We start from the raw sequence: 25,950 nt of genomic DNA, 5'->3' as shown, positions 1-25,950 counted from the left end.
TCTAAACCACGGGTTTCACAGTTGCAATTCTGCTAAACCTAAATAATAAATTCCCGTGGGTGTCACTTGCAAGCGACAGGGTAAAACCTTGACTCCTTTAGCCACTGCTTGACGCAATAACTGCCCGTATTTAGCATCTTTACTATCCCCCGGAGCAAATCGGTCACAATCACCGCGATTGATAAAGTAGAGCATAATCGCTTCCGCTGCCGGCAATAAAGCCATTAATTCCTGTAAATGCTTCTGTCCTCGCGTGGTGACAGTATCGGGAAAAAGTGCCGTTTCTCCCTGATTCCAAGTGGTATTTTTGACCTCGATATAGGTGAGGGAATTATCACCATGGGTCAAAAGAAAATCAATTCTACTGCCGTTATTTTGACCGTAGGCCACTTCCGATCGCACTTCGGTGTCATTTTTGAGCAAATCGGGAAAAACTCCTGACAACAGGGCATTTTTCACCACCTGATTGGGAAGATTGGTATTAACTCCCACCCAAGTCTCCCCCAGTTGAATCATCTCCCAGGTATAAGCTAATTTTCGCTTCGGGTTATCACTACGAGAAAGATAAACCGGTTGACCCTCTACGCATACATCTGTCATCGGTCCGGTATTAGCGCAATGGGCCGTAATTAATTCTCCGTTGTCCAGTTGTATGTCGGCAAAAAAGCGTTTGTAACGTTTAATTAAAATACCCTTGACAAGAGAAGGGTAAGTGTGAACCAACAAGGAAGTCATCAAATTTTCGCCGAGGGATATCAAGGTAAAGAATAGCCTTTTTTTGGGAGCTTAACCTGAAGACAGGAAACCTTTCAGTTATCAGTAAACAGTAATCATACTTACAGCGTTTTCCCTAAAGATGAAGTCTAACCTAATTCCGCGACTGACTCCCCAAAACGAAAACTTCCTACCTCACCATTAAGATAACTGCTATATCGGTGATTCTTAAATTAGTACAAACGTACAAACAACCGCGTGTAAGCATCCCACCGAAAAACTAATGCGCTCCGGGGTTTGGGGGAGGCACTTCATCCCCCGACGGGTAGGGTTGATTCATGAATCAACCCTACCTTGAATCAACCCTACCTTGAATCAACCCTACCTTGAATCAACCCTACCTTGAATCAACCCTACGGGTTTGGGGGGTTCTACCCCCCAAAAACTTGGCTTGAGTAATAAAATCAGAAATAACGCCCAACTCTTAACGCCAAATGGACTAATCTTGAAATTGTCTAGCATGAAATTGAGCGTAACGACCATTAAGATTTAATAACTCCTCGTGATTACCCACCTCGATAATTTCACCCTTTTCTAAGACTAAAATACGGTTAGCTTTTCTGACAGTTGCTAATCGGTGAGCAATAACAAATACTGTGCGCTCCGTCATAATTCTTTCTAAAGCTTCCTGCACTAAAGCTTCCGATTCCGAATCGAGCGCGGAAGTCGCTTCATCTAAGATTAAAATTCTCGGATTAGATAAAACCGCTCGCGCGATGGCGATTCTTTGTCTTTGTCCACCCGATAAATTAACACCCCTTTCTCCCACATAGGTATAGTAACCCTGAGAAAGTTCACCGATAAATTGATGAGCGTTGGCAATTTTTGCCGCTTTTTCTACCTCTTGCAGATTAAAATCTACCTGGCCAAAAGCGATATTTTGGGCTATAGTGCCAGAAAAGAGAATATTTTCCTGCAAAACTACGCCAATTTGTCGCCGGAGACTTTTTAAAGTCACATCACGAATATCCACCCCATCGATTAAAATCTTGCCGGCAGTGGGGTCATAAAAACGCAATAAAAGATTAACTAAAGTGGTTTTTCCCGCTCCCGATGCTCCCACTAAAGCAATCATTTCCCCAGCGTGTGCAGTAAAATTAATATTTTTTAAAACCTGTCTGTCCTCATTGTAAGAAAAATTTACTTGACAATATTCAACTTCTTTGCTATGGGGTTGCAGATTGATCGCATTCGGTTTTTCGGTAATTGTTGGCAAAATAGCTAACAATTCAAAAATCCGATCCATGGAGGCTTGACCCTGTTTAAATTGATTATAATTACTGGTAATATGGGCGATAGGATCGATTAACATTGCCACCGCCGCCACATAACTAACAAAGTCAACACCAGTTAAATTCTTTTGGGAAATTTGCCAACCCGCAAGGAAGAATAAAAAGATAACTCCCATCGCTTGCAAAAATCCCACCACGACGTATTGTAAAGCTTTGGTGGATTCCGATAGGTATTGAGCGCGGCGATTTTCCTCCGCTTCTTGGGCAAAAAGCTCGGTTTGATAATCTTCAGCAGCGAAAGCTTGCACCACACGAATACCGCTAAAAACTTCGGTTAATAACGCAGAAAGATTAGATATTTTCGCTTGGGCGCGACGAGCATATTGTAATAATTTTTCACCAAAAAATCCCACCAAAACTCCCAACAAAGGAGCGATAATAATGACAGCGATCGTCAATTGCCAGTTAACAATAAACATATAGGCAAAGACGACAATTAACTGTAAGGCTGAGGGAATAAAATCATGGAAAAATTTATTAATTACTTCCCCAATGCGATCGATATCTTCCGTTAAACGATAGGATAAATCACCAGTTTTCGCCGTTTCAAAGTAATTTAAGCCGAGGGTTTGCAGGTGTGCATAAACTTTTTTTCTTAATTCGAGGGCAATTTTTAAAGAAGCTTTTGCCATCAGGGAATCTTGCCCATACTGAGACATTCCCCGCAGTAAAAAAACCACTGCCCCCACCCCCGAAAGTGTCGCCAATGCTTGCACATTTCCCTCACCGATATATCTGGCCATTTGTCCAGCTAACCAGGCTAAAATCGGCCAAAATACCGTAAATCCGATCGTACAGATGAACGCCAAAATAATTGTTTGGGTTTGGGGACGGAGATAGGGAATGAGGTTCCAATAACTAGAGCGAGATTTCAAAATAATTTAGCACCTTTAAATATTAAGTATTCCTGCAAAATTAATTTGCTAGTCGAGACAGTTATCAGTTATCAGTTATCAGTTATCAGTTATCAGTTATCAGTTATCAGTTATCAGATTTAAGTTTTAAGTTTTAAGTGAGCAGTATTAAATAGAAGTTTCCTACTGTCTTTTCACTGTTTACTGTTTACTGATCACTGATCACTGTTTAGGGACTCTTGCACTTTGGCCAGAGGTTAACTGAGAGGTATAATTAACCTTGCTTAGGTACTGAAGAAAAGGAGATTAACTAACAAATTTGCCTAAGGGGTTAATCGGGGTGTAGAGACGTTTTTAGTCCACGTCCCTACGATGTTTTCCAATAATACAAAGTTATTATGCGATTAAACCGCCACAGCTTGATTAATGTAGCCTAATTCCCTCAATTTGTTCCAGACTTTGGCGACACTTTCCTCTAAAGTCTCTAAATCAGTGCGACATTCCACTTCTGGGTTAAAAGGTGGTTCATAGGGATCATCAATTCCCGTAAAAGACTTGATTTCGCCAGCACGCGCTCTTTTATATAATCCTTTCACATCGCGCTCCTCACAGACGTTTAAGGGAGCATTAACAAAAACTTCGACAAAATTGCCGATTTTTCCCCGTACTTCCTCGCGAATCTCGCGATAGGGAGAAATAGCCGAAACTAGGACAATCACACCGTGACGGGTGAGCAAATTAGACACAAAACCAATGCGACGGATATTTTCATCGCGATCCTCTTTACTAAATCCTAAACCTTTGGTGAGGTTCGTCCGCACTATATCGCCATCGAGAACTTCAATGGAATAACCTTCAGCGATTAATTTTGCCTGTAATGCCTCGGTAATCGTGCTTTTCCCCGCACCGCTCAATCCTGTTAACCAAACCGTCACGCCGCGCTGTTTCATAGCAATCATTAATAATACTTAAATCCTGTTTAGCGTACCATATCTCAGTGATCAGTTACCAGTTACCAGTGATCAGATGGGAGTTTTCAGTTCACGGATTACTGATATAGTCATTTCAGATAAGTCTGATACACTCTAGACCGGTTAAACCCTTATGAACTCTGGCATTGATATTCTCAATCTTAATTGAAATGACTATAACTGCTTACTGATAACTGAACAACCCCCAACCTGATTGAAACAAACAACCTGTCACCACGATCATTGATAATGTATGTTGAGTTACTGTCTTTAATAAGGTAATGTTTAAAAAATTCCCCCCTCACACCCCGCTCATTCTTGGCTTAGGTTCTGGGGTTGCGCTTTTTACTCTCACCAGTCTCTTTCTCTTTCACCCGAAAATCCTCGCTTGGCTCGATCGCAATAGTGCTTCGGTTCCTAGCCAAGATCCTAACCAACCCTCTGCCGTGGTTGATAGCGCTTCCTTACCACAAACCGAGCGAGATGTCAAGTTAAAAGATGTTGCTGATGCCAATGCGCCCTCTTTAGAGCGTAGTCGCGCCCGCTATCTCTTGGCTATGGATTTATTGAGAAAATATGAAGGGGGTCCGGCTTTAAAACAATTAGAAGGCTTAGAAAAACAATATCCTGTCCTCGCTCCCCAGATTCTCCTCAAACAGGGACGCGCCCACGAATTAACCAACGATAGTGAAAAAGCGCAAGAAATTTGGCAAAAATTACTGGAAACCTATCCCCAATCGCCCGTAGTGGCGGAAGCTTACTACTCTTTGGGCAAATACGACCCCAGTTATCATGAGAAATTGCTTAAGGAATACCCCCGACACCCGCGTACTTTGGCTTTAATTCGCCAACGTCTTCAAGAAAATCCCGATCAATTTCCCTTATGGTTACAGTTAGCCAAGGCTAATCCTTTTGATCCTACCCTCAATCAGGCCCGCAATCGTTTGGTGAAAGACTACGCCGAGCAGTTAACTCCGGCGGATTGGGCAATGATTGGGGCAGGTTATTGGCAGTCGGGATTGTACGAAAAAGCCTATAAAGCCTATGCTAAAGCCACTCCTAGCCCCGAACAAGCCTATCGTTACGCCCGCGGGCTACAAATTGCCAAAAAACTGCCAGAAGCTCGCAGCGCTTACCAAAAATTAATTAAAACCTATCCCCAGGCCTCAGAAACCGGGTTAGGATTACTGCGACTCGCCCAAATTTCTCCTAACCGCGATGCTATAGCATATCTCGATCGCATTGTCAAGCAATTTCCCGATCGCGCTCCGGAAGCTTTGGAAGCGAAAGCCAAATTACTGGACTCAACTAATGCCCAGGCCGCTAGTCAAACATGGCAGACTCTGTTAAATAAATACCCAAAATCTGACGAAGCCGCCGATTATCGCTGGTTAATGGCCCAAAGAGCCGCTAAATCCGGCGATTACGCCAAGGCGTGGCAGTGGGCGCAGCCAATTGCGGTTAATAATCCCGATAGTCAAATTGCCCCGAAAGCGGCCTTTTGGGTGGGAAAATGGGCGCAAAAACTGGGCAAAAACCAAGAAGCAAAACAAGCTTTTACCTACACTATTTCTCGTCATCCCCATTCCTATTATGCTTGGCGCTCGGCGGTTTTATTAGGTTGGGACGTGGGGGATTTTACCACTGTCCGCTCCTATAATCCTACCACCGTCAAACCCGCCACCCGTAACGATACTCCCGCCGGTTCGGAAGCTTTCAAGGAACTATATCGCATTGGTGAAGATACGGACGCGTGGAATCTCTTCCAAGCAGAAATTGTTGATCCTTGGAATTTAACCGTTGACGAACAATTTAACCTCGGTGTCTATAAACTCTCTCGCAATCAAAATTTAGAAGGAATTAACCTGATTTGGCGCTTGCGAGAAAGAGATACCCCGGAGGAAAGGGAAGCATGGAAAGCCCTGCGACAAAATGATAAATACTGGCACGCTTTATTCCCTTTCCCCTACTACGATAGCATCCTGGAATGGTCAAAAGATAGACAATTAAATCCCCTGCTAGTGACGGCTTTAATCCGGCAAGAATCCCGCTTTGAAAAAGAAATTCGTTCTCCTGTGGGGGCAGTGGGATTAATGCAAATTATGCCCGATACCGGTAAATATATTGCGGGTAATACTGGCAATAAAAGTTATTCTTTAACTAATCCCGAAGATAACATTATGATGGGGACATGGTATCTCGATTATACCCATGGCAAATTCGCTGGAAATTCACTTTTTGCTGTGGCTAGTTATAACGCTGGACCGGGGGCAGTTTCTAAATGGAGACAGCGTTTCGATTTTAGCGATCCCGATGAATTTGTCGAGAATATTCCCTTTAGAGAAACTAAGGGTTATATAGAATCGGTGTTTGGTAATTATTGGAATTATCTCCAGATTTATAACCCCGAAATTCAAGAGCAAATGAAGAGAGTTGCTAACCCTTCCTAGGGGATTGATGGGGATGGGTAATTAACTCATTCCCTTAAAGTTATAATTAAATTGAAGATATATCCCCCCTTAATAAGGGGTGTGCCGATCCCCCCCTGCCCCCCTTGATAAGGGGGGTGCCGATAGGCGGGGGGATCCCCCTTAATAAGGGGGGCATCTGACAGTTTTTAACACCTAGCTACTTACTAACTTTTTTCCTAATTATGCAATCATTTAACTGGCAAACCGTTGATCGAGATTCTCCTTTTACTCGCCTAGATTTTCGGACAAAATTAACCATGATGATCGTGGTTACTCTCATCGCTTTTACTTGGGAAAGTCCCCTCGCTGGCGGTTTTCTAACTCTTATTGTCGCTTTAGCTTGTCTCTGGGCGGGGGTAAAATGGTCTTATCTTCTCACTATTTTAAAATTCATGGCTCCTTTTTATCTATTCTTATTAATTACCATGGGATTTTTTAATGTGGAACAGGTAAAAACTTTAACGGGAAAAACTGAATTAACTCCCTTATTAACTGTCGGTTCTACTAAAATGACTGTGGAGGGAACCCTCTACGGTTTAAATGTGATCTTTAAAACTCTCACGATGGTTTTAATTATTCCCCTCGCTATTTTTACCACCGATATAAATCAGATGATGGTGAGTTTAACTAAAGCCAGAATTCCCTACAAAATAGTCTTTATTTTTTCCTCTACCCTGCGTTTATTTCCTCTCCTAGTAGAAGAATCTCGCTCGATTATTTCTGCTCAAAGATTACGAGGATTAGCAATAGAAAAAATGGGTTGGCTGCAAAAAGGAAAAATTTATGCTTCCATCGCTGTACCTTTAATTTTAAACGCTATGGCTAAATCGCAAAAATTAGAGGTAGTTTTACAAGCTAAAGCTTTCTCTGGTGATCCCGATCGCACATTTTTACAGGAATCAATCTTAACCAATAAAGACTATTTATTAATTATTGGCTTTCTATTTTTATTGGTTTTGGCAATCATTCTCTATGTAAAATTCGGGGTGGGAAAATTTGCCTGGTTGTTTTAAGCTCAATCCCTATTGTATAGCTCGATCGATCTGAGTATATAAAGCTTCTAAATCCCCGGAATTGTCCAAAACAATATCAGCTAAGGCAATTTTTTCGGCTAAAGGCATTTGATTATTAATCCGAGCGATCGCTTGTTCTCTAGTTAAGTTATTTCTAGTCGTTAAGCGTTGAATTTGTTGCTCGAAACCGCATGAAACCACCCAAATCTCTGTGACTAAATGGGTTAATTTAGCTTCAAACAATAAAGGAACAGAAAAAACAACTATTGGGACTTCTAACTGCTCTAAATGCCGCTTAAAACATTCTCTAACGTAGGGATGAATCTGACTTTCTAACCAGATTTTTTCCTCGGGATTATTAAAAATAATCTCTCCTAACTGTTGGCGATTAAGGGAATTATCCTCAGTTTTAACTTTTCTGCCATAACGCACAAAAATTCTCTCTAAAATTTCCGAACCTTTTTCCACTGCTTCCCGGGCATAAATATCCGCATCAAGGACGGGAATTTTGTAGATATTTTCCAAATAATGAGAAACCGTGGATTTACCACAGGCTATTCCCCCTGTTAACCCGATAATTCTTCTCGACATAAATTATTAAATTGCTAATCTCAATTAAGGTGCGTTACGCGCTCGCTAACACACCCTAAAGTTATAAACTCTCTATCTGTCGTAAAACTCTTGCTTGTACTTGTTGATAGGCAGTTTCCACATCTCCTAAATCGCGACGAAAACGATCCTTATCGAGAATGCGCGCTTGGGCATCCTCTTGGGTTTTATCCCAGAGACGACAGGTATCGGGGCTAATTTCATCACCTAGATAAATTTTGCCCGTTTTATCAACTCCAAATTCTAACTTAAAATCGACGAGAATAATCTGGCACTTATCAAAAAATTCTTGTAGATATTGATTGATTTGCAGGGCTAAATCTCGTAACTGATTGACTTGCTCCTCGCTGGCAATATCAATCACTTTTATGCGATCGGGCGTTAACAAAGGATCGCCTAAAGCATCATCCTTGAGGTAAAATTCTACAAGAGGAAAAGGTAAAACTTTCCCCTCCTTTAATCCCGTTTGCTTGCACAAACTCCCGGCGGCGATATTTCTGACTACTACCTCCAAAGGAATAATTTTAATCGCCTTGACGCGCATTTCCCTAGAACTAGGGCGATCGATATAATGGGTAGGTATTCCTAGGGATTCTAACCATTGAAATAGGGCAGTGGAGACAGTACAGTTAATTTCCCCTTTACCGACAATTTGCCCGCGTTTTTGGGCATTAAAAGCGGTGGCATCGTCTTTGTAATAAGTGAGGAGAATATCGGGATCATCGGTTTGATAGAGAATTTTGGCCTTACCTTCATAGAGTTTTTCCATAGTTATCATCCTCGGCAATTGATAAACGAAAATCGATGGTTAATCAGATAGTGGCAGCAGCAAATTTTGGCGATCAACCTAGACAAAAAATCTCCATCATCAGGGGGATGATCGTTGAGAAAAAATAATGTATAATTGCTGCTTAAAGATAAATGCCAACATTTGACGATCGAACCTTAACCTATAACCAAAAAGTGTCACGATACCAGGGGTCAACTTTTGGCGAATCAGTCAAGTTTTTACTTAAATCCTCAATGATAGCCAACAATTGATATTATCTCCCATTACCATTACCGAAAAATCTAAAGAAATTCCGCACAATTACCCGCCGTCGCCCTATGAACCAGAGTCCTCCTAACGATGATAACCCGAATCTCCCCGATCGCCGCAAGGAGGATTTTCTCTATCCTCGCGCCCCCTACTATGGAGAATTTAAACCAGAAAACTTGCTATTTAACGCCAATTTACAGGAATTTGCCCAAAAAGTCAGTTTTATTTGTAATCTGGAAACGGGGGGCAAAATCAGTTCTCTAGAAGCCTACCAAAAAATTAAAGCCCTCTGGAAAGACTTAAAACAGAGCAAAAAAGGCCTAGGCATTGGGGAAAATCCCTTTCAAAAAGATGATGATACCTAAAGGAAAAAAATGCTGGGACAGAAATATTTTCTGCCCCATAGAATTAGATGAGCAAACGCTTAAAAATTACCGTGATTTTGGATGGCAGTTTCTAATTTTGCCACCACTTCCTCGACGCTAATTACTCCTAAATCGCCCGTGGCACGGGTGCGAATACTTAAACTATTACTTTCCATTTCTTTTGCCCCCACCACTGCCATCACGGGTATTTTTGCGGTTTCAGCATTGCGAATCATTTTACCCAAACGTTCGCCACTGGTATCGGTTTCGGCGCGAATTCCTAACAACTGCATTTTCACTGTCACCTCTTTAGCGTAATCCAATTGAGTATCACTAACCGGTAATAATCGTATCTGGACAGGGGCTAACCAAAGAGGAAAATCTCCCGCGTATTCTTCGATTAAAATACCGATTAAACGTTCCAAAGAACCAAAAGGTGCGCGATGAATCATCACTGGACGTTTACGATTACCATCTTCGGCAACGTATTCTAGTTCAAAACGTTCGGGTAAATTATAATCTACCTGTACCGTTCCTAACTGCCATTCTCTTTCGAGGGCATCTTGGAAAATAAAGTCTAATTTCGGACCATAAAAAGCCGCTTCTCCAGGAGCTTCAAAATAATCCATCCCCAAAGTTTGCACCGCTTTTCTAATCGCTGATTGTGCCTTTTCCCAAACTTCATCGGAACCGATATACTTATCCGATTCGGGGTCACGAAAACTCAATCGCGCCTTAAAATTCTTTAGTTGTAAACTCTTAAACACCGTCAAAATTAAATCAACAACGCTTAAAAATTCCTTGTCTAATTGTTCGGGAGTGACAAACAAATGGGAATCATCGACGGTAAAACCGCGAACTCTAGTTAATCCTCCCAATTCTCCCGATTGTTCGTAACGATAAACTGTCCCGAATTCTGCCAAACGCATCGGCAATTCCCGATAGGATCTCAAATCACTTTTATAGATTTGAATATGAAAAGGACAGTTCATCGGTTTGAGGACAAATCCTATTTCCTTACTAGCAGATTCCTCATCGTCTGCCATCATGGGAAACATATCTTCTTTGTACTTTTGCCAGTGACCGGAAATTTTAAACAAATCGACGCGAGCAATATGGGGAGTAACTACGGGTAAATAACCGCGTTTTAACTGTTCTTTTTTCAGAAAATCTTCTAACAAAGAACGAATTAAAGTTCCTTTCGGTGTCCATAAAGGCAACCCCGGCCCGACAGAATCAGAGAAAATAAATAAACCTAATTCTTTGCCTAATTTCCGATGGTCGCGTTTGAGTGCTTCTTCCTTACGGCGCTTGTATTCGGCTAATTGTTGGGGATTTTCCCATGCCGTGCCGTAAATGCGCTGTAATTGGGCTTTATTCTCATCCCCGCGCCAATAAGCACCCGCTACCGTCTCTAATTCGATCGCCTTAACGTCTAGTTCACTTGTATTATCTAGGTGCGGACCAGCGCACAAATCCCACCAAGCGTCCCCAAGATGATAGAGGGTGATGGGTTCTTGAATTCCCGCCAGAATTTCCAGCTTATAGGGTTCATTAATCGCTTTAATGCGCTTTTCCGCCTCTTCCCGAGAAACTTGCTCGCGAATCACCGGCAGTTTTTTATTGATAATTTTGACCATCTCTTTTTTGATGTCCTTGAGATCCTTATCGGTAAAAGGTTCCGGCACATCAAAATCGTAGTAAAATCCGGTTTCAGTCCAAGGCCCGATAGTAACTTGGGCTTGCGGGAATAATTTCTGCACCGCCATGGCCATAACATGGGAGGTGGTGTGACGAATGCGCTTGAGGTGGTCGGATTCGCTGGTTTTCGGTAGTTTAATCGGGGCTTGGTTATCCATATCTCTTCAATTTACACCTTCTCTATTCTCTATTTTAATGGTAAAAGGAGTCTTTAGTCAGGAAAAAAATCAGGATAGATATCAATGCCATTTCCCCCCATCTCTAACCTCTAACCCCTCATCTCTATTTCTCGATGAAACAACTAATTTTATCCTGTTTATTTTTGGGATTGGTTGCTTGTCATGCCTCGGTTAATACCACCGATAACCAAAAACCCAAGGTAATCTCCACTAGCACAATTATCGCCGATTTAACCGCACGAGTGGGCGGTGAAGAAATTGACCATCAAGACATTTTAAAACCAGGGGATGATCCCCACGTTTATGAACCGGTTCCCGCCGATAGTGTGGCTTTAGAAAAAGCCGATTTAATTCTCTATAACGGTTATAATCTCGAACCGGGGTTAATTAAAATGATCAATTCTACGGGAATTAAAGCTAAAAAAGTGGCCGTGGGGGAAGCAATCAAGCCGTTACAACTAGAAAAAGAGGGGCAGAAAGTACCCGATCCCCACGTTTGGGGTTCGGCGAAAAATGGGATAATTATGGTGGAAAAAATCCGAGATCAACTGATTAAATTAAGTCCCGAAGATAAAGAGATTTTTACCCAAAATGCCGCCCAATTAATCGCAGAATTAGAAAATCTTGATCGCTGGATTACTGCGGCTATTGAAACTATCCCCCCTTCCCAAAGACAATTAGTCACCACTCATGACGCTTTTCAGTATTATGCTCATGCCTACGGTTTAAAAGTTGCGGGAACTTTAATTGGCATTAGTACCGAAGAACAACCTAGCGCCCAAACGGTGAAAAATTTAGCCGATGCTATTAAAAATTTCCAGGTTCCTGCTATCTTTGCCGAGACTACTATTAATCCCGCTTTAATTACCACTGTAGCCGAAGAAGCGGGGGTGAAATTAGCACCACAACAATTATATTCTGATTCGATCGGCGCGGTGGGTACTAGGGGGGATAGTTATGTAAAAATGCTGAAAGAAAATACTCGATCGATCGTGGAATCTTTAGGGGGAAAAGTACCCGAATAAAAATAAATAATTAGGTGAAGTGGGGAAGTGGGGAATTTAGGTGATGGGGGTGTGTTACCCTAGGCTAACACCCCCGCAAGAGATGGTTATCTATTTCCCAAATCCTTTACCGTGATTGACAGCAGGTAAAATGAGACAACTGTTAATCTGTTCTTTTAGGGTTTCATGATCGAGATTTTGACCGATAAGAACTAGCTGATTTTTCGGAGTACCTTTCCATTCGTCATCTTCGAGAGTAAAACGTTTGCCACTGAGGTGAAAAATATGACGTTTAGGACTTTCATCAAACCAGAGAATACCCTTAGCGCGGAAAACGCTTTCCGGTAACTGATTATCGAGGAAATATTGGAACTTCCGAATCGAAAAAGGTTGGTCACTAGCAAAGGAAATAGAAGTAAATCCATCTACCTCTAAATGATTGGAATGGTCGTGATGATCATGATCATGATCGTGATCGTGGTGGTGATCATGATCGCAATGGTCGTGATCGTGGTCGTGGTGATGATGGTCGTGGTGTTCTTCCTCTGTGTCGAAATATTTATCCGATTCAAATAGTCCGACGCTGAGAATTAAGGGTAAAGGGACTTGACTTTTGCTAGTACGAAGAATTCTCGCTCCTTGCTTCATGTCCCGGATTCTTATTTCTAAAGAATCCACATCCGCTTCATCCACTAGATCGGTTTTATTGAGAACAATAATATCACCGTAGGTGATTTGACTTAAGGCCGCTTGCGAGTTGAATAAATCGAGACTAAAATTGGCACAATCCACCATAGTGACAATGGAATCTAAACGAGTCATTTCCCGTAATTCCGTTCCTAAAAAGGTTAAAGCTACTGGTAAAGGATCGGCTAATCCTGTGGTTTCTACGACTAAATAATCGATGTTTTCGGGACGTTCGAGAACTTTATAAACTGCTTGAATTAAATCCTCGTTAATCGTGCAGCAAATACAGCCATTATTTAATTCTACCATGCTGTCATCACTGCTGATAATCAGTTCATTATCGATACCGATTTCACCGAATTCATTGACAAGAACAGCAGTTTTTAATCCCTGTTGATTGCTGAGAATATGATTGAGTAGAGTAGTCTTACCACTACCAAGGAACCCAGTAATAATTGTTACCGGTAGCCCTTTTTTTGGCACTGACATCGTGTTAATAGCTTGTGATTCGACGGTTTGCATAATGATTTGGGGGTGAGTATTCTGTCACTAAAAAGCGATTTTTCGGGATGAGATAAGTAAGTGGTTTCAATTAAATTGAAGATAGATTTTGTCTTTGATCCCCCCTGCCCCCCTTGATAAGGGGGGTGCCGATAGGCGGGGGTATCCCCCCTTAATTCCCCCTTGATAAGGGGGGGGGATGTGACAATTTTTAACATCCACTTACTTAGCTAGTTTTTCTCGATCGAACAGTCTCCACTCGATCGCCGACTATTTTTATTGTAGATATTTTTGGACCACATCCCATCCTGTTAGGGTAACAAAAAGAAAACCCAGAAACAATAAAAGATTAGTGCCGATGTGGAGAGACCGCGCTAGAGGTGGATGAGTTGTAATGTTCAGGCCGCTAATTGCCGAAACAAAAACCAGAAAAACCACCGATAAACCCGCTATCAGGTGGGAAGAGTGACCTAAACTGCCATAATGACCGATTGTTCCCACTAATCCGATTCCCAGCAGAATTAAGACCAAAGTAACCATGATCAGGCCGCTGAGGAGATGAAAGGGTCTTAACCATTTTGGTCGAGATTGGCCCGCAAGTCGTCGATAACCCATGTTTACCCCCGAAACCGCTAGTAAAAAATAGGCAAAGAGGGTAAATCCCATCGACCAAGCGGCAATTTTCCATAACCAGAGAAAGGAAGGGAGATTCATAGGGGTGGGATTATTATTAGCAAGGAAAGGGACGACCGATCGTGTTAATTTAAGTTTACCGGACAAAAATCAGCAAGTTAGGGCTAATATGTCTCATCTCACCATCGACACAGAAAATAATCAGCGTCAACCCTTTGAGTTACCCGGGGCTAAACCCCATTATAACCCCGATCGACCCGGACAAGTTAATCATATTTTTCTCGATTTAATTATTGATATTCCTCAACAAAGTTTTCAGGGCAGCTGTCAGATTACCCTCACCCCCATTCGTCGGGGAATTAGCAGTTTAACTCTGGATGCGGTGGATATAAATATTGATTCTGTGTTCATTGAAGGTATCAGTCAACCCTTTGACTATGATCGTTTTCTGCTGACCATTCATCTGCTACAACCCACCACCGATAAACCGATTATCCTGACGATTAACTATCAGGTTAAGCAACCACAACGGGGGTTATATTTTATCGGCCCCGATGAATATTATCCCGATAAACCGATGCAAGTTTGGACCCAGGGAGAAGATGAAGATTCTCGCTTTTGGTTTCCCTGTTTTGATTACCCTGGCCAATTAACTACCTCCGAAATTCGGGTGAAAATTCCCCAACCCTATATCGCTATTTCTAACGGGGAATTAATCTCGGTGGCAACCGTTGGTGAGGACAGAATTTATCACTGGTCACAAAAGCAAATTCATCCCACCTATTTAATGACTCTTGCGGTGGGAGATTTTGCTGAATTATGCGACTCATGGAATGGTGTTCCTGTCACTTATTATGTGGAAAAAGGACGGGAAGAAGAGGGCCAAAGAAGTATGGGTAAAACTCCCCGCATGATCGAGTTTTTTAGCCAAAAGTTTGGTTATCCCTATCCCTATCCCAAATACGCGCAAGTTTGTGTAGATGATTTTATTTTTGGTGGGATGGAAAATACCTCCACCACAATTTTAACCGATCGCTGTTTAATTGATCAAAGAGCCAGCATCGATCATACTTGGACAGAAAGCTTAGTTGCCCATGAATTAGCTCATCAATGGTTCGGTGATTTAGTGGTAATTAAACACTGGTCTCACGCTTGGATTAAAGAGGGAATGGCCTCCTATTCTGAGGTTTTATGGACAGAATCGGAATACGGAAAAGCTGCTGGTAGTTATTATTTATTAGGGGAAGCAAGAAGTTATTTAGAAGAAGATACTTCCCGCTATCGTCGTCCGATTGTTACTCATGTTTATCGAGAAGCGATCGAACTTTATGATCGTCATCTCTACGAAAAAGGTGCTTGTGTTTATCACATGATCCGCTCTATTTTAGGGGAAGATTTATTCGGAAAAGCGATTCAGACTTTTGTGCGAGATAATGCCCATAAAACCGTGGAAACTGTGGACTTATTACGGGCGATCGAAAAAGCGACCGGGTACAATTTATTATTCCTTTTTGATCAGTACGTTTATCGCGGTGGTCATCCCGATTATAAGGTGGCCTACAGTTGGGACAATCAGAATAATTTAGCCCAATTAACTGTCACCCAAACCCAGGACGAAAAAGAACTATTCGACTTGAAAATTCCCGTCGCTTTTGCCTATCTCAACTCTGAGGATATTACCTACAATCTGCGGATTCACCAAAAAGAACAAAGTTTCTATTTTCCCCTAGCACAAAAGCCCGATTTTGTCAAGTTTGATCGGGGTAATAATTTCCTCAAAACCGTCACTCTTGAGTATCCCATCGGTGAATTAAAAGCGCAATTACAACAGGATCCCGATCCAATTTCCCGTATCTATGCAGCCATAGCCATTGCTAAAAAAGGCGGTTTAGAAGCGATCGAAGCTTTAGGGACATCCCTAGAAAATGAGCCTTTTTGGGGGGTGCGTGTGGAGGTGGCCAAACAGTTAGCAACTCTTGGTTTAGATCAGGCAGTTACTGCTTTAATTAAAGGTTTAAACGATGAAAAAGCACAAGTACGTCGGGCAGTTGTCGAGGGATTAAGTGAAATTAAAACCTTAGATAGTTATCACGCGCTTAAATCCCTACTAGAAGCTGGAGATGCTAGTTATTATGTGGAAGCGGCCGCGGCGCGAGGATTAGGCTCCATGGCCGTGGGACAATTGCAAAATAAAGAAGGGGAAATTATTGACCTGCTCAATCATATTTTACAGTCAAGAAAGGGGTGGAATGAGGTAGTAAGAGCGGGCGCAATTGGCGGTTTAAGCCAGTTAAAAACCTCCCCGGCGGCTTTGGAGTCAATTTTGACCTACACAGCTTTAGGCACGCCTCAACCCCTGAGATTAGGGGCTATTCGGGCCCTGGGAGCGATTTCTTCGGGACAAAGCACGGATAAATTAACCGTAATTTTGGAACGTTTAGAAACCATTGCCAAGGAAACTTTTTTCTTGACGCAAGTGGCAGTGTGTAACGCTTTAGGACAGATAGAAAATGCCAAAGCTATCGTTATTTTACAAGCTTTGAGCGATCAAACTCCCGATGGTCGTGTCCGTCGTGTAGCCGAGGAAGCAGTACAAAAAGTCCAGAAAAAATTGGGTTCCGAGAAAGCAATTCAGGAAATTCGCGAGGAATTAGAAAAAATGAAACAGGAAAATCAGGAACTTAAAAGTCGTTTGACCAAATTAGAGGCGAAAAATGGTTAGTTAACCTGAGTTATCAGTTATCAGTTATCAGTTATCAGTTGAGTAGGTAGGCGTTAAAAATTATCAGACACCCCCTTATCAAAGGGGGGATTAAGGGGGGATCCCCCCGCCTACCGGCACCCCCCTTATCAAGGGGGGCAGGGGGGATCGAACCTAAAATCCATTTTTAATTTAATTATAACCAGCTACTTATCAGTTATCTGTTTACTGTCTTGAGAGAACCATGGGATTAGGAGAAACAGACACCAGAGCCAAATTAATTGACCCCGTCCTGCATCAAAGAGGATGGACCGAGGATTGTCTCAAGCGAGAAGAAACCCCGGGGGCAATTCAAATTATCGATGGGGAAGCCGAACGCGCCAGGGGAAGGATCGATTATACCCTGCGAGTGGCCGTCAGTAGCGACAGCCAACCCTTAGCCGTCGCCCTAATAGAAGCAAAAAAGGAAGATGCGCCCCCCACTGAAGGCTTAGAACAGGTTAAACGCTATGCCAAAGGGTTAAATGTACCGTTTGTGTACTCCTGTAACGGTCATCTTTTTGTCGAACACGATCGCACGACGAATATAACTTCAGCCCCTCAGCCCCTCAGCCAATTTCCTACCCCGGCCGAACTGAGGGGGAGATACGAGCAGTATGTAGGCTTCAGCCTAGCAGAGGAGGTCGCCCGTCCCCTGCTGACTCCCTATAAGGGGGGAGAAGGAGGACGGCGTTACTACCAAGATGCTGCCATCCGCGCTGCTTTGGAAAAAATTGCCCGCTGCCAGCAAACAGGCTCCCCGGCGCGAGTCCTTCTAACCCTGGCAACGGGCGCGGGTAAGACTTTTATCGCCTGTAACCTACTGCGAAAGATAGCAGATGCCGGACAGTTGCGACGGGCGTTATTTGTCTGCGATCGCGATGAGTTGAGAACCCAGGGGGCGGCGGCTTTGCAAATTGCCTTCGGTTCCGATGCGGCGGAAGTAGAAAAGAACCAACCCCACAAGAATGCCCGTGTTTTAATTGCCACCTATCAAACCCTGAATGTGGACAAGGAAGAGGACATGGGGAATTTTTTAACCACCCATTACCCGGAAAATTATTTCAGCCATATGATCATCGATGAGTGTCACCGTTCCGCTTGGGGTAAGTGGTCGCAAGTTCTCACCCGCAACAGTGAGGCGGTACAGGTGGGGTTGACGGCAACTCCCCGGGAATTGGAGTTTACAGAAGACTCGCCCGAATCAGAAGCCGATAGACAAATCACCGCCGATAATATGGCCTATTTTGGCGAACCTGTCTTTGAATACGACATCGGACAAGGGATAGAGGATGGCTATCTTGCCGCCTGCGAAATTGTTAGGAGTGCCATCAACCTCGATGACACGGGCATTACAGTGGAGGAGGTCATCAGCAGAAATCCCCTTGATGCCAACACGGGACAGCCCATCCCAGAGGCAGAAATTAGGGAAATGTACGAGAAAACCAGTTATGAGCGGTTAATTTTGCTCCCTGACCGTGTGATGGCGATGACGAGGGATTTATTTAATCATTTCTTAACAACGGGGGAAGTGGAACAGAAAACGATTATCTTCTGTGTTAATGACCGCCATGCTGATGCTGTAGCCATTGAGATGAATAATCTCTATGCTCGTTGGTGTGCCGCTAAGGGGGAAAAGCCGAAGGATTATTATGCTTTCAAGTGTACGGCCAAATCTTCGGGTAATGACTATTTGCCGGATTTAAAGGGCAGTTCCCGTTCCCATTTTGTCGCGACGACGGTAGATCTTTTAACCACCGGCGTCGATGTCCCCAATGTGAGAAATATTGTCTTTTTTAAATATGTCAATTCTCCCATTAGTTTTTATCAAATGGTAGGGCGGGGGACGCGGTTGGATCTACCCACTAATAAGTTAATGTTTCGGGTGTATGACTACACTAATGCTACCCGTTTATTTGGGGAGAAGTTTCTCGATAAGTTAGCCACCAAAAAGGGGACGGCGGCGGAACCAAAGGAAAGGCAGCAACGCCTGGTTATCTCCGTTGAGGGGTTTGAGGTAAATATTACTCCGGTGGGGCGCTATATTCTGACGACGGTGGACGGAGAAACGAAACCGATAACGGTAGAAGAGTATCGAGAGAGGCTGGCGGAATCCTTGGTTAATCAGGTGACTAATTTGACTTTATTTCGTTCAATTTGGGTTCAGCCGGAGGAGCGGGGGAGGTTATTACAAATACTGCCCGATGGGGGGCGATCGGCAAGTATAATTAGGACACTAGATGAGTTGGAAGCTTGCGATTTATTTGATGTTTTGGGAGAGTTGGGTTATGGTTTGCACCGTCTGACTCGTTTGGAAAGGGCGGAAGCTTTTAGTTATAAACAGGAGGATTGGTTACGCGAAATGCCAGAAGAAACGGCGGCGACAGTGAGGGCGATCGCTTCTCAGTTTGCTAAGTCGGGGACGGAAGGATTAGAAAATAAGCTCATTTTTCAAGTGCCGGAAGTGACTAAGGCTGGGGGTTTGTCGGCGTTAAAGTTAGTAGGTAAACCCTCTGAGATCATACAGGAAACTAAGATAAGATTGTTTGCCGCTTAGGGTTTTTAATTTGGGATTGGTATTTGAATGTTTATGATTGGGCAAGGGAGTTATTATGAGTCAGGAAAATGATCGGCAGTTGCCCGATGGTTGGCAGTGGGTAAAGTTGGGGGATGTTTGTGAAATTATAAATGGATATGCTTTTAAAAGTAGTCAATTTACTACCGATGGCGTTCCTGTTATAAAAATGGGAAATATTAGCAAAGATTTTGCATTAAAGATAAACTTAAATCAACAAAGTTACATTGCAAAAAATATAGCTAATTTATACCAAGATTTTTATATTTATCCTAATGATTTACTGATTACATTAACCGATATGTCTCCATCAGGAGAATATCTAGGCACTGTTGCTATTTACAATTTAGCAAAACCAGCATTATTAAATCAGCGTGTGGGGAAATTTATCAATCTTGACCAAGAGATATTGGATAATAATTTTCTTTACTATACTTTACGTGTGGAAACGAGGTCTATACCGATAGAATATCCGCAAAATAGTCCTAAAAGTTTTGCCCAATAAGCACTTCAGGGTTCCATAAGCAAAAATTATCACACAAAGTCGAGAAGAGCCGATTTTAGAAAATATGCAACCCTTGACGATACAGGAAACTTACAAAAAAATACCAATCCCAAATACCTATATGAATATTTAATCCCCCTCCCACCCCTAAGCGAACAAAAGCGAATCGCCGCCATTCTTAATGAACAGATGGAAGCGGTAGAAAAGGCACGAAAAGCAACAGAAGCACAGTTAGAAGCTGCCAAGGCTTTACCTGCTGCCTATCTTCGGGCTGTTTTTGAAAGTGAGGAGGCTAATTCTTGGGAGAGGAGAAAGTTAGGGGATATTGCAAAATTAGAAAGAGGGAAATTTACCCCAAGACCTCGTAACGATCCTCGCTATTATGGAGGGGATTATCCGTGGATACAAACTGGAGAAGTAGAATCAGCTAATAAATATATTACGGCTTATAATACTACTTTAAATGCCGATGGTTTAGCAGTCAGTAAATTGTTCCCAAAAGGAACATTAGTAATAACTATAGCCGCTACCATTGGTGCTGTTGGTATTCTGGATTTTGATAGTTGTATGCCAGATAGCTTAGTTGGTATTACCCCATATTTGGAAGCAAGTAATACAGATTTTATCTATTACAGCTTGTTATTTATTAGGGAACATCTAAAATCGATAGCACCTCAAGTAGCACAGGCAAACTTAAAATTAAGTATACTTCAACCTTTAGAAATATCTCTGCCTAGCCTTGCCAAACAACAACAAATCGCCTCAACTCTAACCGAACAAATGCAAGAAGTGGAACGACTAAAACAGAACTTAAAAGAGCAACTCGACACCATCAATAAACTCCCCGCCGTCCTATTGCGCCGCGCCTTTAAGGGAGAATTATAGTTATGCAAACAATAGACATAGAAAAAACACAGCAAGCATGGACAAACTTAAACCAAATACTGTTCATACCTCGTACCGAATCAGAAGAAAATCGCTATTATTTTACTAAATGACAGAAAACCTAATTATCAAATATGACCCAACGGGAGACATTCTCTATATCAATAAATGCGCTCCCTATCCCGAACAAGAATCAGAAGAATTAGGAGATGATATTATTGTGAGAGTCAACCCCCAAACCGAAGAAATCGAAAACCTAGAAATCCTATTCTTTTCTCAAATACTGCAAGAAAAAAACGAACTCCAACTCCCCCTCATTGCCAATCTCCGCTTGGCAGGTTAGACAAATTAGGTAAACTCAATGGCTAAAAAAAACAGCAACGACAACGGTAAAACCTTCACCACCCAACAGGGACTTAACAGCTACATCAAAGGCATCTGCGACATCATGCGGCGTTCCAACTGTGCCGGTGCTTTACAGTACGTCCCCGAACTCAGTTGGCTACTGTTCCTCAAAATCCTTGACGACACCGAACAGCGAGAAGCGGAAGAAGCGGAAGCCGTGGGGGACTCTTTTGCCGATTCCATCCCCGAACCCTACCGTTGGCGAGATTGGGCGAACCCTGAAGGCAACCGCCGCCTTAACCTGCAAATGGGGGAAATGGGTCAATTTCTGCCCTTTGTCAATGAAGAAGTCATTCCCTACCTCAAAAGCCTCAAAAACAAACCCCAAGCCACCCCCCGCCAAAAAATTATCAGTGAGGTCATATCCAGTGTCGAACGAGTCCGCATCGACACCGAAACCAACCTGTTAGACATCCTCGATAAAATCCACGAAATCGACTACATTGACCCTACCCACATCTTCCCCATCTCCCAAGTTTACGAGGGATTGCTGTTGAAAATGGGAGAAAAAAACAACGATGGCGGTCAATTCTTTACCCCCCGGGAAGTCATCCGGGCAATGGTCAAAGCCATCACCCCCCAAGTAGGAGAAACCATCTATGACCCCTGCTGCGGCACGGGCGGATTCCTGGCCCAATCCTACGAATATATCCGCGATTTCCTAGCAGATGACATCACCCCCGAACAGCTAGAAACCGTCAAACTAAAAACCTTTTACGGAAGGGAAAAAGAGAACCTCATCTACCCCATTGCCCTCGCTAATTTAGTCCTACACGGCATCGATTACCCCCACCTCTGGCACGGCAACACCTTAAACCGAGAAGTCATCTATGGCGACCTGTTCCAAGATGCTCCGCCCCAGTTCGATATTATCCTCACTAACCCCCCCTTTGGCGGCAAAGAACACAGGACCGTACAGGCACAATTTGCCTATAAAACCAGTGCCACTCAAGTCCTATTTTTACAGCACGTTATCGATAGTTTGAAACCGGGGGGACGCTGCGGCATCGTCCTAGATGAAGGGGTGTTATTTCGCACCAATGAAAATGCTTTTGTCCAGAGCAAACGAAAACTATTAAACGACTGTAATCTCTGGTGTATCGTTAGTTTGCCCGCGGGGACTTTTGTGGCTGCCGGTGGGGGTGTTAAAGCTAACATCCTCTTTTTTACTAAAGGCAAACCCACTGAAAAAATCTGGTATTATGACCTGTCCGATGTCAAAGTTACCAAGCGCAAACCCCTGATGATGAATCACTTTCAGGAGTTTATAGAACTATTACCCAACCGAGAAGATAGTGAGAGGAGTTGGACAATCACCCGTGAAGAAATCGAAGCCAAAAACTTTGACCTCAAAGCTGTCAATCTTAACACCAAAGTAGATGAAGATAAAAGCACCGCCAAGGAATTGCTAGATTTTATTGAGGAGAAAGGTAAAGAAGTTGCTCTAACTCTATCAGTGCTGAGAAAGTGGGAGCGGTGAAGGTCACTTACAGCTTTATGAAAAATTTTTAATAAACCTAGAGTTTTTAAATTGAGTAATCGATAACTTTCTCACTTTTATTGTCAAAATCAGTGAGTAAGGTCGCTTTTCTCGGTTTTAAATGTACCGTTTGTTCTGGTTGTAACTGTAATTGCTTGTATTCCTCACGATTGAGATAAGCCACCACCATTTCCCCATCGGCTAACATTAATTCTACTTGTATTTCCCAGCCTAAATGAATAACTCTTTTTACCACTGCCCAACTATTCAAACCATCTTGTTCGGGCATAATTTCCAGGTCGTGGGGACGGATAAAAACGGTGGAATTATCACCCGGATGATGTCCATTTCCTAATCCCGCTAGATTAGGTAAGATATTCACTTCCCCAATAAATTGCATCACAAAAGCTGTGGCCGGATGATCGTAAATTTCGGCGGGAGAACCCACCTGTTCAATTTTACCATGATTCATCACGACAATCGTATCGGCTACTTCCATTGCTTCCTCTTGATCGTGGGTAACAAAAACACTGGTAACGTGAACTTCTTTATGTAAATTTCTCAGCCATACCCTTAATTCTTTTCTGACTTTTGCATCTAAAGCTCCAAAGGGTTCATCTAATAATAATACATTCGGTTGAATGGCTAAAGCGCGGGCTAAAGCTACTCGCTGCCGTTGTCCTCCCGATAATTGGGCGGGATAGCGATCGCCTAATCCTTGTAATTGAATTAATTCTAATAATTCCTCAACTTTTTTCTTAATTACTGGCGATTTTTGCTGGCGAATTTCTAGACCAAAAGCAATATTTTGACGAACAGTTAAATGTTTAAATAGGGCATAATGTTGAAAAACAAAGCCGATATTTCTCCGTCTAGGATCCACATGGGTGGTATCTTGTCCGTTAATGATAATCGCGCCACTGTCGGGAGTTTCTAATCCCGCAATTGAACGTAATAAGGTGGATTTTCCCGATCCCGATGGTCCGAGGAGGGCGACTAATTTACCTTCAGGAATGGTTAAACTGATATTATCTAAAGCCTGAAAATTGCCGAAACGTTTAGAAACTTGCTGGATGGTAATACTCATATTTTTAGGTTTTTTGTAGAACGTAGGTTGGGTTGAAGCATGAAACCCAACGCCCGCTCATATTTTTAGGTTAATTGTAGTTAGGTAGTGTGAATTTTGTGGGCGGTTTTACGTTCGAGAATTTCTTTGATAATTAAAGTAACTCCCGCTAGTAAGGCGAGAATAGCAGCCGCACTAAAAGCGGCAGGAGTTAGATAATTTTTATAGGCCTGTTCTACGAAAATTGGCAGGGTAGCAGTTCTCCCTAAAATACTGCCAGAAACCACAGAAACCGCCCCAAATTCTCCCATCGCCCGGGCATTAGTTAACAGCACTCCGTACATCAATCCCCAACGAATATTGGGTAAAGTTATGCGCCAGAAAATCTGCCAATCACTTGCCCCTAAAGTGCGCCCCGCTTCCTCTTGTTCTAAGCCAATTTCTTCTAAGACTGGGATAACTTCTCTAGCGACAAAAGGCATAGTAACAAATATAGTTGCTAATACCATTCCGGGTAAAGCAAAAAGTATTTTTATATCGAAAAATTCTAGGAAAGAACCTAACCAACCATTGCGCCCATAGAGCAGTACAATCATTAAACCCGCTACCACGGGAGAAACGGCAAAAGGTAAGTCAATTAAACTAATTAATAAAGTTTTGCCACGAAATTGATTGCGAGCAATTACCCAAGCTGCACAAAGTCCAAAAATTGTGTTTAAAGGTACAGTAATTAGGGCAATAATTACTGTTAATTTCACCGCTTCGATAAAGTCAGAAGTTCCCGCCGCTTCTAAAAAAGCTTGGAATCCATTGCGAAAAGCATAGTAAAATACTGCCGCTGCTGGAATAAATAATAATAGTGCCAGATAAACAAGGGCGATGATAATTAGTAGGGGTTTGTAATCCCACTCTTTCGGTTTAGTTGATTTTTTTAGACTCAGCATTTTTGATCTGTCTCCAGTTATACCCTAATATTTTTTACTCTTTACTTAACTCTGTATTTTTGCCCCCATTGCTGCAGGAAATTAATTACTACTAACATGAACAAAGAAACCAGTAATAAAACCATGCCGATTACTGTCGCACCTGTGTAATCATATTCCTCTAGTCTTTGGAAGATTAAAACTGGGGCAATTAAATCCTTAAAGGGAATATTAGATGAGATAATAACTACGGAACCATATTCACCGATCGCTCTGGCAAAACCGAGGGCAACTCCTGTTAAAATAGCGGGTAGTATTGTGGGAAAAATAACTCGCCAGAAGATTTGCCAAGAGGAAGCGCCGAGGGATAAAGCCGCTTCTTCTACTTCTTTTTCCATTTCCTGTAAAACTGGCTGTAAGGTGCGGACAATGAAGGGTAAAGCGATAAATAACATCGCCACAAAAACCCCTAAAATGGTAAAGGATATCTTAATGCCAAAGGGGGCAAAAAATTGACCGAGCCAACCGTTATCACTGTAAACTGTGGCTAGGACTAAACCGGCAACAGAAGTGGGTAAAGCAAAGGGCAAATCTACACAAGCATCGACAATTTTTTTACCCGGGAATCGATACCGCACTAACACCCAAGCGATAATAGTGCCAAAAACTCCGTCAATTAATCCGGCAATTAAGGAAGTAAAAAAAGTGACTTGGTAAGCGGATAAAGAAATCGGTAAAGTGGCAATGCGCCAAAATTCGGCAAAACCAAGAGTTAGGGATTTAGCAAATAGTGCCGCCGCCGGTAAAACCAACAAAACCACTAGATAACTAATGGTAATTACCCAAGGAATAGAAACTTTTTTCAGGGGTTGACTGGGAGATAAAGATAATTGTGGGTTAGCCATTGTTTATTATTGCTAGAGATTACCAATTGTCCGCTTCTTCAAGAACTTGTGCTGAATCATACCAAACTTCTACATCTAAATCTGCCAGATAGGAAAGGGCATTTTCTATCCCTTGGGAGTTGCCTTGCAGTTGTAGATCGAACCAGCCATCTTGATTATTATTTGCCGCTAACAAAGCGGAAAATATATTCACTTTTAGACCAGGAAAAGACCCCAAACGTGCTATAATCGGCTCGTTAACATATTGTTTGGGAATCCGAATTTTTATTCTTCGGGAAGTGGGGCGATCAAGTCCTGATTGATCGAGATGTAAGTCACTTTGGGGATGATTAATAGTTTGCCATTGAGGTTGATTATCCATGGTTTTTCTCCT

22 protein-coding genes are annotated in these 25,950 nt (G+C 42.5%); 10 read left to right on the top strand and 12 right to left on the bottom strand.

What is annotated here, in order from left to right; all coding sequences use genetic code 11:
• Nucleotides 1–15: 15 nt before the first annotated feature.
• From sfsA to cysC, 3 genes are all read right to left on the bottom strand, one after another.
• Nucleotides 16–735 (bottom strand): DNA/RNA nuclease SfsA, encoded by a 720-nt coding sequence (sfsA, locus tag EWV66_RS17660; RefSeq protein WP_052277257.1) that lies wholly within the window; start codon nucleotides 733–735, stop codon nucleotides 16–18.
• 478 nt (nucleotides 736–1,213) lie between these two features.
• Complete coding sequence (locus tag EWV66_RS17655) at nucleotides 1,214–2,941, bottom strand: ABC transporter ATP-binding protein (protein WP_287107408.1); 1,728 nt, start codon at nucleotides 2,939–2,941, stop codon at nucleotides 1,214–1,216.
• Between the two features lie 383 nt (nucleotides 2,942–3,324).
• Nucleotides 3,325–3,870, bottom strand: coding sequence for an adenylyl-sulfate kinase (cysC, locus tag EWV66_RS17650; RefSeq protein WP_043996040.1), 546 nt, complete (start codon nucleotides 3,868–3,870; stop codon nucleotides 3,325–3,327).
• 302 nt (nucleotides 3,871–4,172) lie between these two features.
• Here cysC and EWV66_RS17645 point away from each other — a divergent pair, with 302 nt between their 5' ends.
• Nucleotides 4,173–6,341, top strand: coding sequence for a lytic transglycosylase domain-containing protein (locus EWV66_RS17645; protein ID WP_072925664.1), 2,169 nt, complete (start codon nucleotides 4,173–4,175; stop codon nucleotides 6,339–6,341).
• Nucleotides 6,342–6,544: 203 nt separating this feature from the next.
• Complete coding sequence (locus EWV66_RS17640; protein WP_002789359.1) at nucleotides 6,545–7,375, top strand: energy-coupling factor transporter transmembrane component T family protein; 831 nt, start codon at nucleotides 6,545–6,547, stop codon at nucleotides 7,373–7,375.
• A gap of 9 nt (nucleotides 7,376–7,384) precedes the next feature.
• On the opposite strand, the gene coaE is transcribed toward EWV66_RS17640, so the two are convergent.
• On the bottom strand, nucleotides 7,385–7,966 hold the full coding sequence (gene coaE / locus EWV66_RS17635; protein ID WP_072925667.1) for a dephospho-CoA kinase: 582 nt from the start codon (nucleotides 7,964–7,966) through the stop codon (nucleotides 7,385–7,387).
• Between the two features lie 61 nt (nucleotides 7,967–8,027).
• The gene (gene purC / locus EWV66_RS17630) at nucleotides 8,028–8,753 is read right to left on the bottom strand and encodes a phosphoribosylaminoimidazolesuccinocarboxamide synthase (protein ID WP_081417854.1); all 726 of its coding nucleotides are present in this window, start codon (nucleotides 8,751–8,753) and stop codon (nucleotides 8,028–8,030) included.
• A 338-nt stretch (nucleotides 8,754–9,091) separates the two neighbouring features.
• Between purC and EWV66_RS17625 the strand changes: the two genes are divergently transcribed.
• The gene (locus EWV66_RS17625; RefSeq protein ID WP_002789365.1) at nucleotides 9,092–9,388 is read left to right on the top strand and encodes a DUF7219 family protein; all 297 of its coding nucleotides are present in this window, start codon (nucleotides 9,092–9,094) and stop codon (nucleotides 9,386–9,388) included.
• Nucleotides 9,389–9,447: 59 nt separating this feature from the next.
• Here the strand turns inward: EWV66_RS17625 and thrS are convergent, their stop codons facing one another.
• Nucleotides 9,448–11,247, bottom strand: a complete 1,800-nt coding sequence (gene thrS, locus EWV66_RS17620) for a threonine--tRNA ligase (protein ID WP_287107403.1) — start codon at nucleotides 11,245–11,247, stop codon at nucleotides 9,448–9,450.
• 134 nt (nucleotides 11,248–11,381) lie between these two features.
• Here thrS and EWV66_RS17615 point away from each other — a divergent pair, with 134 nt between their 5' ends.
• A complete protein-coding gene (locus tag EWV66_RS17615; protein WP_072925682.1) occupies nucleotides 11,382–12,293 on the top strand; it encodes a metal ABC transporter solute-binding protein, Zn/Mn family in 912 nt (303 codons plus the stop codon).
• Nucleotides 12,294–12,383: 90 nt separating this feature from the next.
• On the opposite strand, the gene EWV66_RS17610 is transcribed toward EWV66_RS17615, so the two are convergent.
• Both EWV66_RS17610 and EWV66_RS17605 read right to left on the bottom strand, forming a co-directional pair.
• Nucleotides 12,384–13,481 (bottom strand): CobW family GTP-binding protein, encoded by a 1,098-nt coding sequence (locus EWV66_RS17610; protein WP_287107400.1) that lies wholly within the window; start codon nucleotides 13,479–13,481, stop codon nucleotides 12,384–12,386.
• A gap of 255 nt (nucleotides 13,482–13,736) precedes the next feature.
• Nucleotides 13,737–14,174 (bottom strand): DUF4079 domain-containing protein, encoded by a 438-nt coding sequence (locus tag EWV66_RS17605; protein WP_052277249.1) that lies wholly within the window; start codon nucleotides 14,172–14,174, stop codon nucleotides 13,737–13,739.
• 4 nt (nucleotides 14,175–14,178) lie between these two features.
• Between EWV66_RS17605 and EWV66_RS17600 the strand changes: the two genes are divergently transcribed.
• The 6 genes from EWV66_RS17600 (at nucleotide 14,179) to EWV66_RS17575 (ending at nucleotide 22,683) form a co-directional block, all read left to right on the top strand.
• Complete coding sequence (locus EWV66_RS17600) at nucleotides 14,179–16,815, top strand: M1 family metallopeptidase (protein ID WP_287107398.1); 2,637 nt, start codon at nucleotides 14,179–14,181, stop codon at nucleotides 16,813–16,815.
• 223 nt (nucleotides 16,816–17,038) lie between these two features.
• The gene (locus EWV66_RS17595; protein ID WP_287107396.1) at nucleotides 17,039–19,390 is read left to right on the top strand and encodes a DEAD/DEAH box helicase family protein; all 2,352 of its coding nucleotides are present in this window, start codon (nucleotides 17,039–17,041) and stop codon (nucleotides 19,388–19,390) included.
• 55 nt (nucleotides 19,391–19,445) lie between these two features.
• On the top strand, nucleotides 19,446–19,913 hold the full coding sequence (locus tag EWV66_RS17590; RefSeq protein WP_287116018.1) for a restriction endonuclease subunit S: 468 nt from the start codon (nucleotides 19,446–19,448) through the stop codon (nucleotides 19,911–19,913).
• A gap of 189 nt (nucleotides 19,914–20,102) precedes the next feature.
• The gene (locus tag EWV66_RS17585; RefSeq protein WP_287107394.1) at nucleotides 20,103–20,798 is read left to right on the top strand and encodes a restriction endonuclease subunit S; all 696 of its coding nucleotides are present in this window, start codon (nucleotides 20,103–20,105) and stop codon (nucleotides 20,796–20,798) included.
• Nucleotides 20,799–20,907: 109 nt separating this feature from the next.
• Nucleotides 20,908–21,141: a DUF2283 domain-containing protein gene (locus EWV66_RS17580; protein WP_052277245.1), complete on the top strand. Its 234-nt coding sequence runs from the start codon at nucleotides 20,908–20,910 to the stop codon at nucleotides 21,139–21,141.
• An 18-nt stretch (nucleotides 21,142–21,159) separates the two neighbouring features.
• On the top strand, nucleotides 21,160–22,683 hold the full coding sequence (locus tag EWV66_RS17575) for a class I SAM-dependent DNA methyltransferase (RefSeq protein ID WP_287107393.1): 1,524 nt from the start codon (nucleotides 21,160–21,162) through the stop codon (nucleotides 22,681–22,683).
• A 46-nt stretch (nucleotides 22,684–22,729) separates the two neighbouring features.
• Here EWV66_RS17575 and EWV66_RS17570 read toward each other — a convergent pair whose 3' ends face one another.
• From EWV66_RS17570 to EWV66_RS17555, 4 genes are all read right to left on the bottom strand, one after another.
• Entirely contained in the window at nucleotides 22,730–23,770 is a 1,041-nt protein-coding gene (locus EWV66_RS17570; protein WP_287107392.1) for a sulfate/molybdate ABC transporter ATP-binding protein, read from the bottom strand.
• Between the two features lie 80 nt (nucleotides 23,771–23,850).
• Nucleotides 23,851–24,693 carry a sulfate ABC transporter permease subunit CysW gene (cysW, locus tag EWV66_RS17565; RefSeq protein ID WP_002797969.1) on the bottom strand — a complete coding sequence of 281 codons (843 nt, stop codon included), beginning with the start codon at nucleotides 24,691–24,693 and terminating at the stop codon, nucleotides 23,851–23,853.
• Nucleotides 24,694–24,734: 41 nt separating this feature from the next.
• Nucleotides 24,735–25,577 carry a sulfate ABC transporter permease subunit CysT gene (gene cysT / locus EWV66_RS17560; protein WP_004159580.1) on the bottom strand — a complete coding sequence of 281 codons (843 nt, stop codon included), beginning with the start codon at nucleotides 25,575–25,577 and terminating at the stop codon, nucleotides 24,735–24,737.
• Nucleotides 25,578–25,596: 19 nt separating this feature from the next.
• Nucleotides 25,597–25,938, bottom strand: coding sequence for an NIL domain-containing protein (locus EWV66_RS17555; RefSeq protein ID WP_052277241.1), 342 nt, complete (start codon nucleotides 25,936–25,938; stop codon nucleotides 25,597–25,599).
• Nucleotides 25,939–25,950 lie beyond the last annotated feature (12 nt).

It is taken from the genome of Microcystis sp. M_OC_Ca_00000000_C217Col (assembly GCF_007095585.1).
In the GTDB taxonomy this organism is placed as follows: Bacteria; Cyanobacteriota; Cyanobacteriia; order Cyanobacteriales; family Microcystaceae; genus Microcystis; species Microcystis panniformis.
The sequence above is the reverse complement of the archived record's forward strand: the minus strand, read 5'-3'. Positions and strand labels throughout refer to the sequence as shown.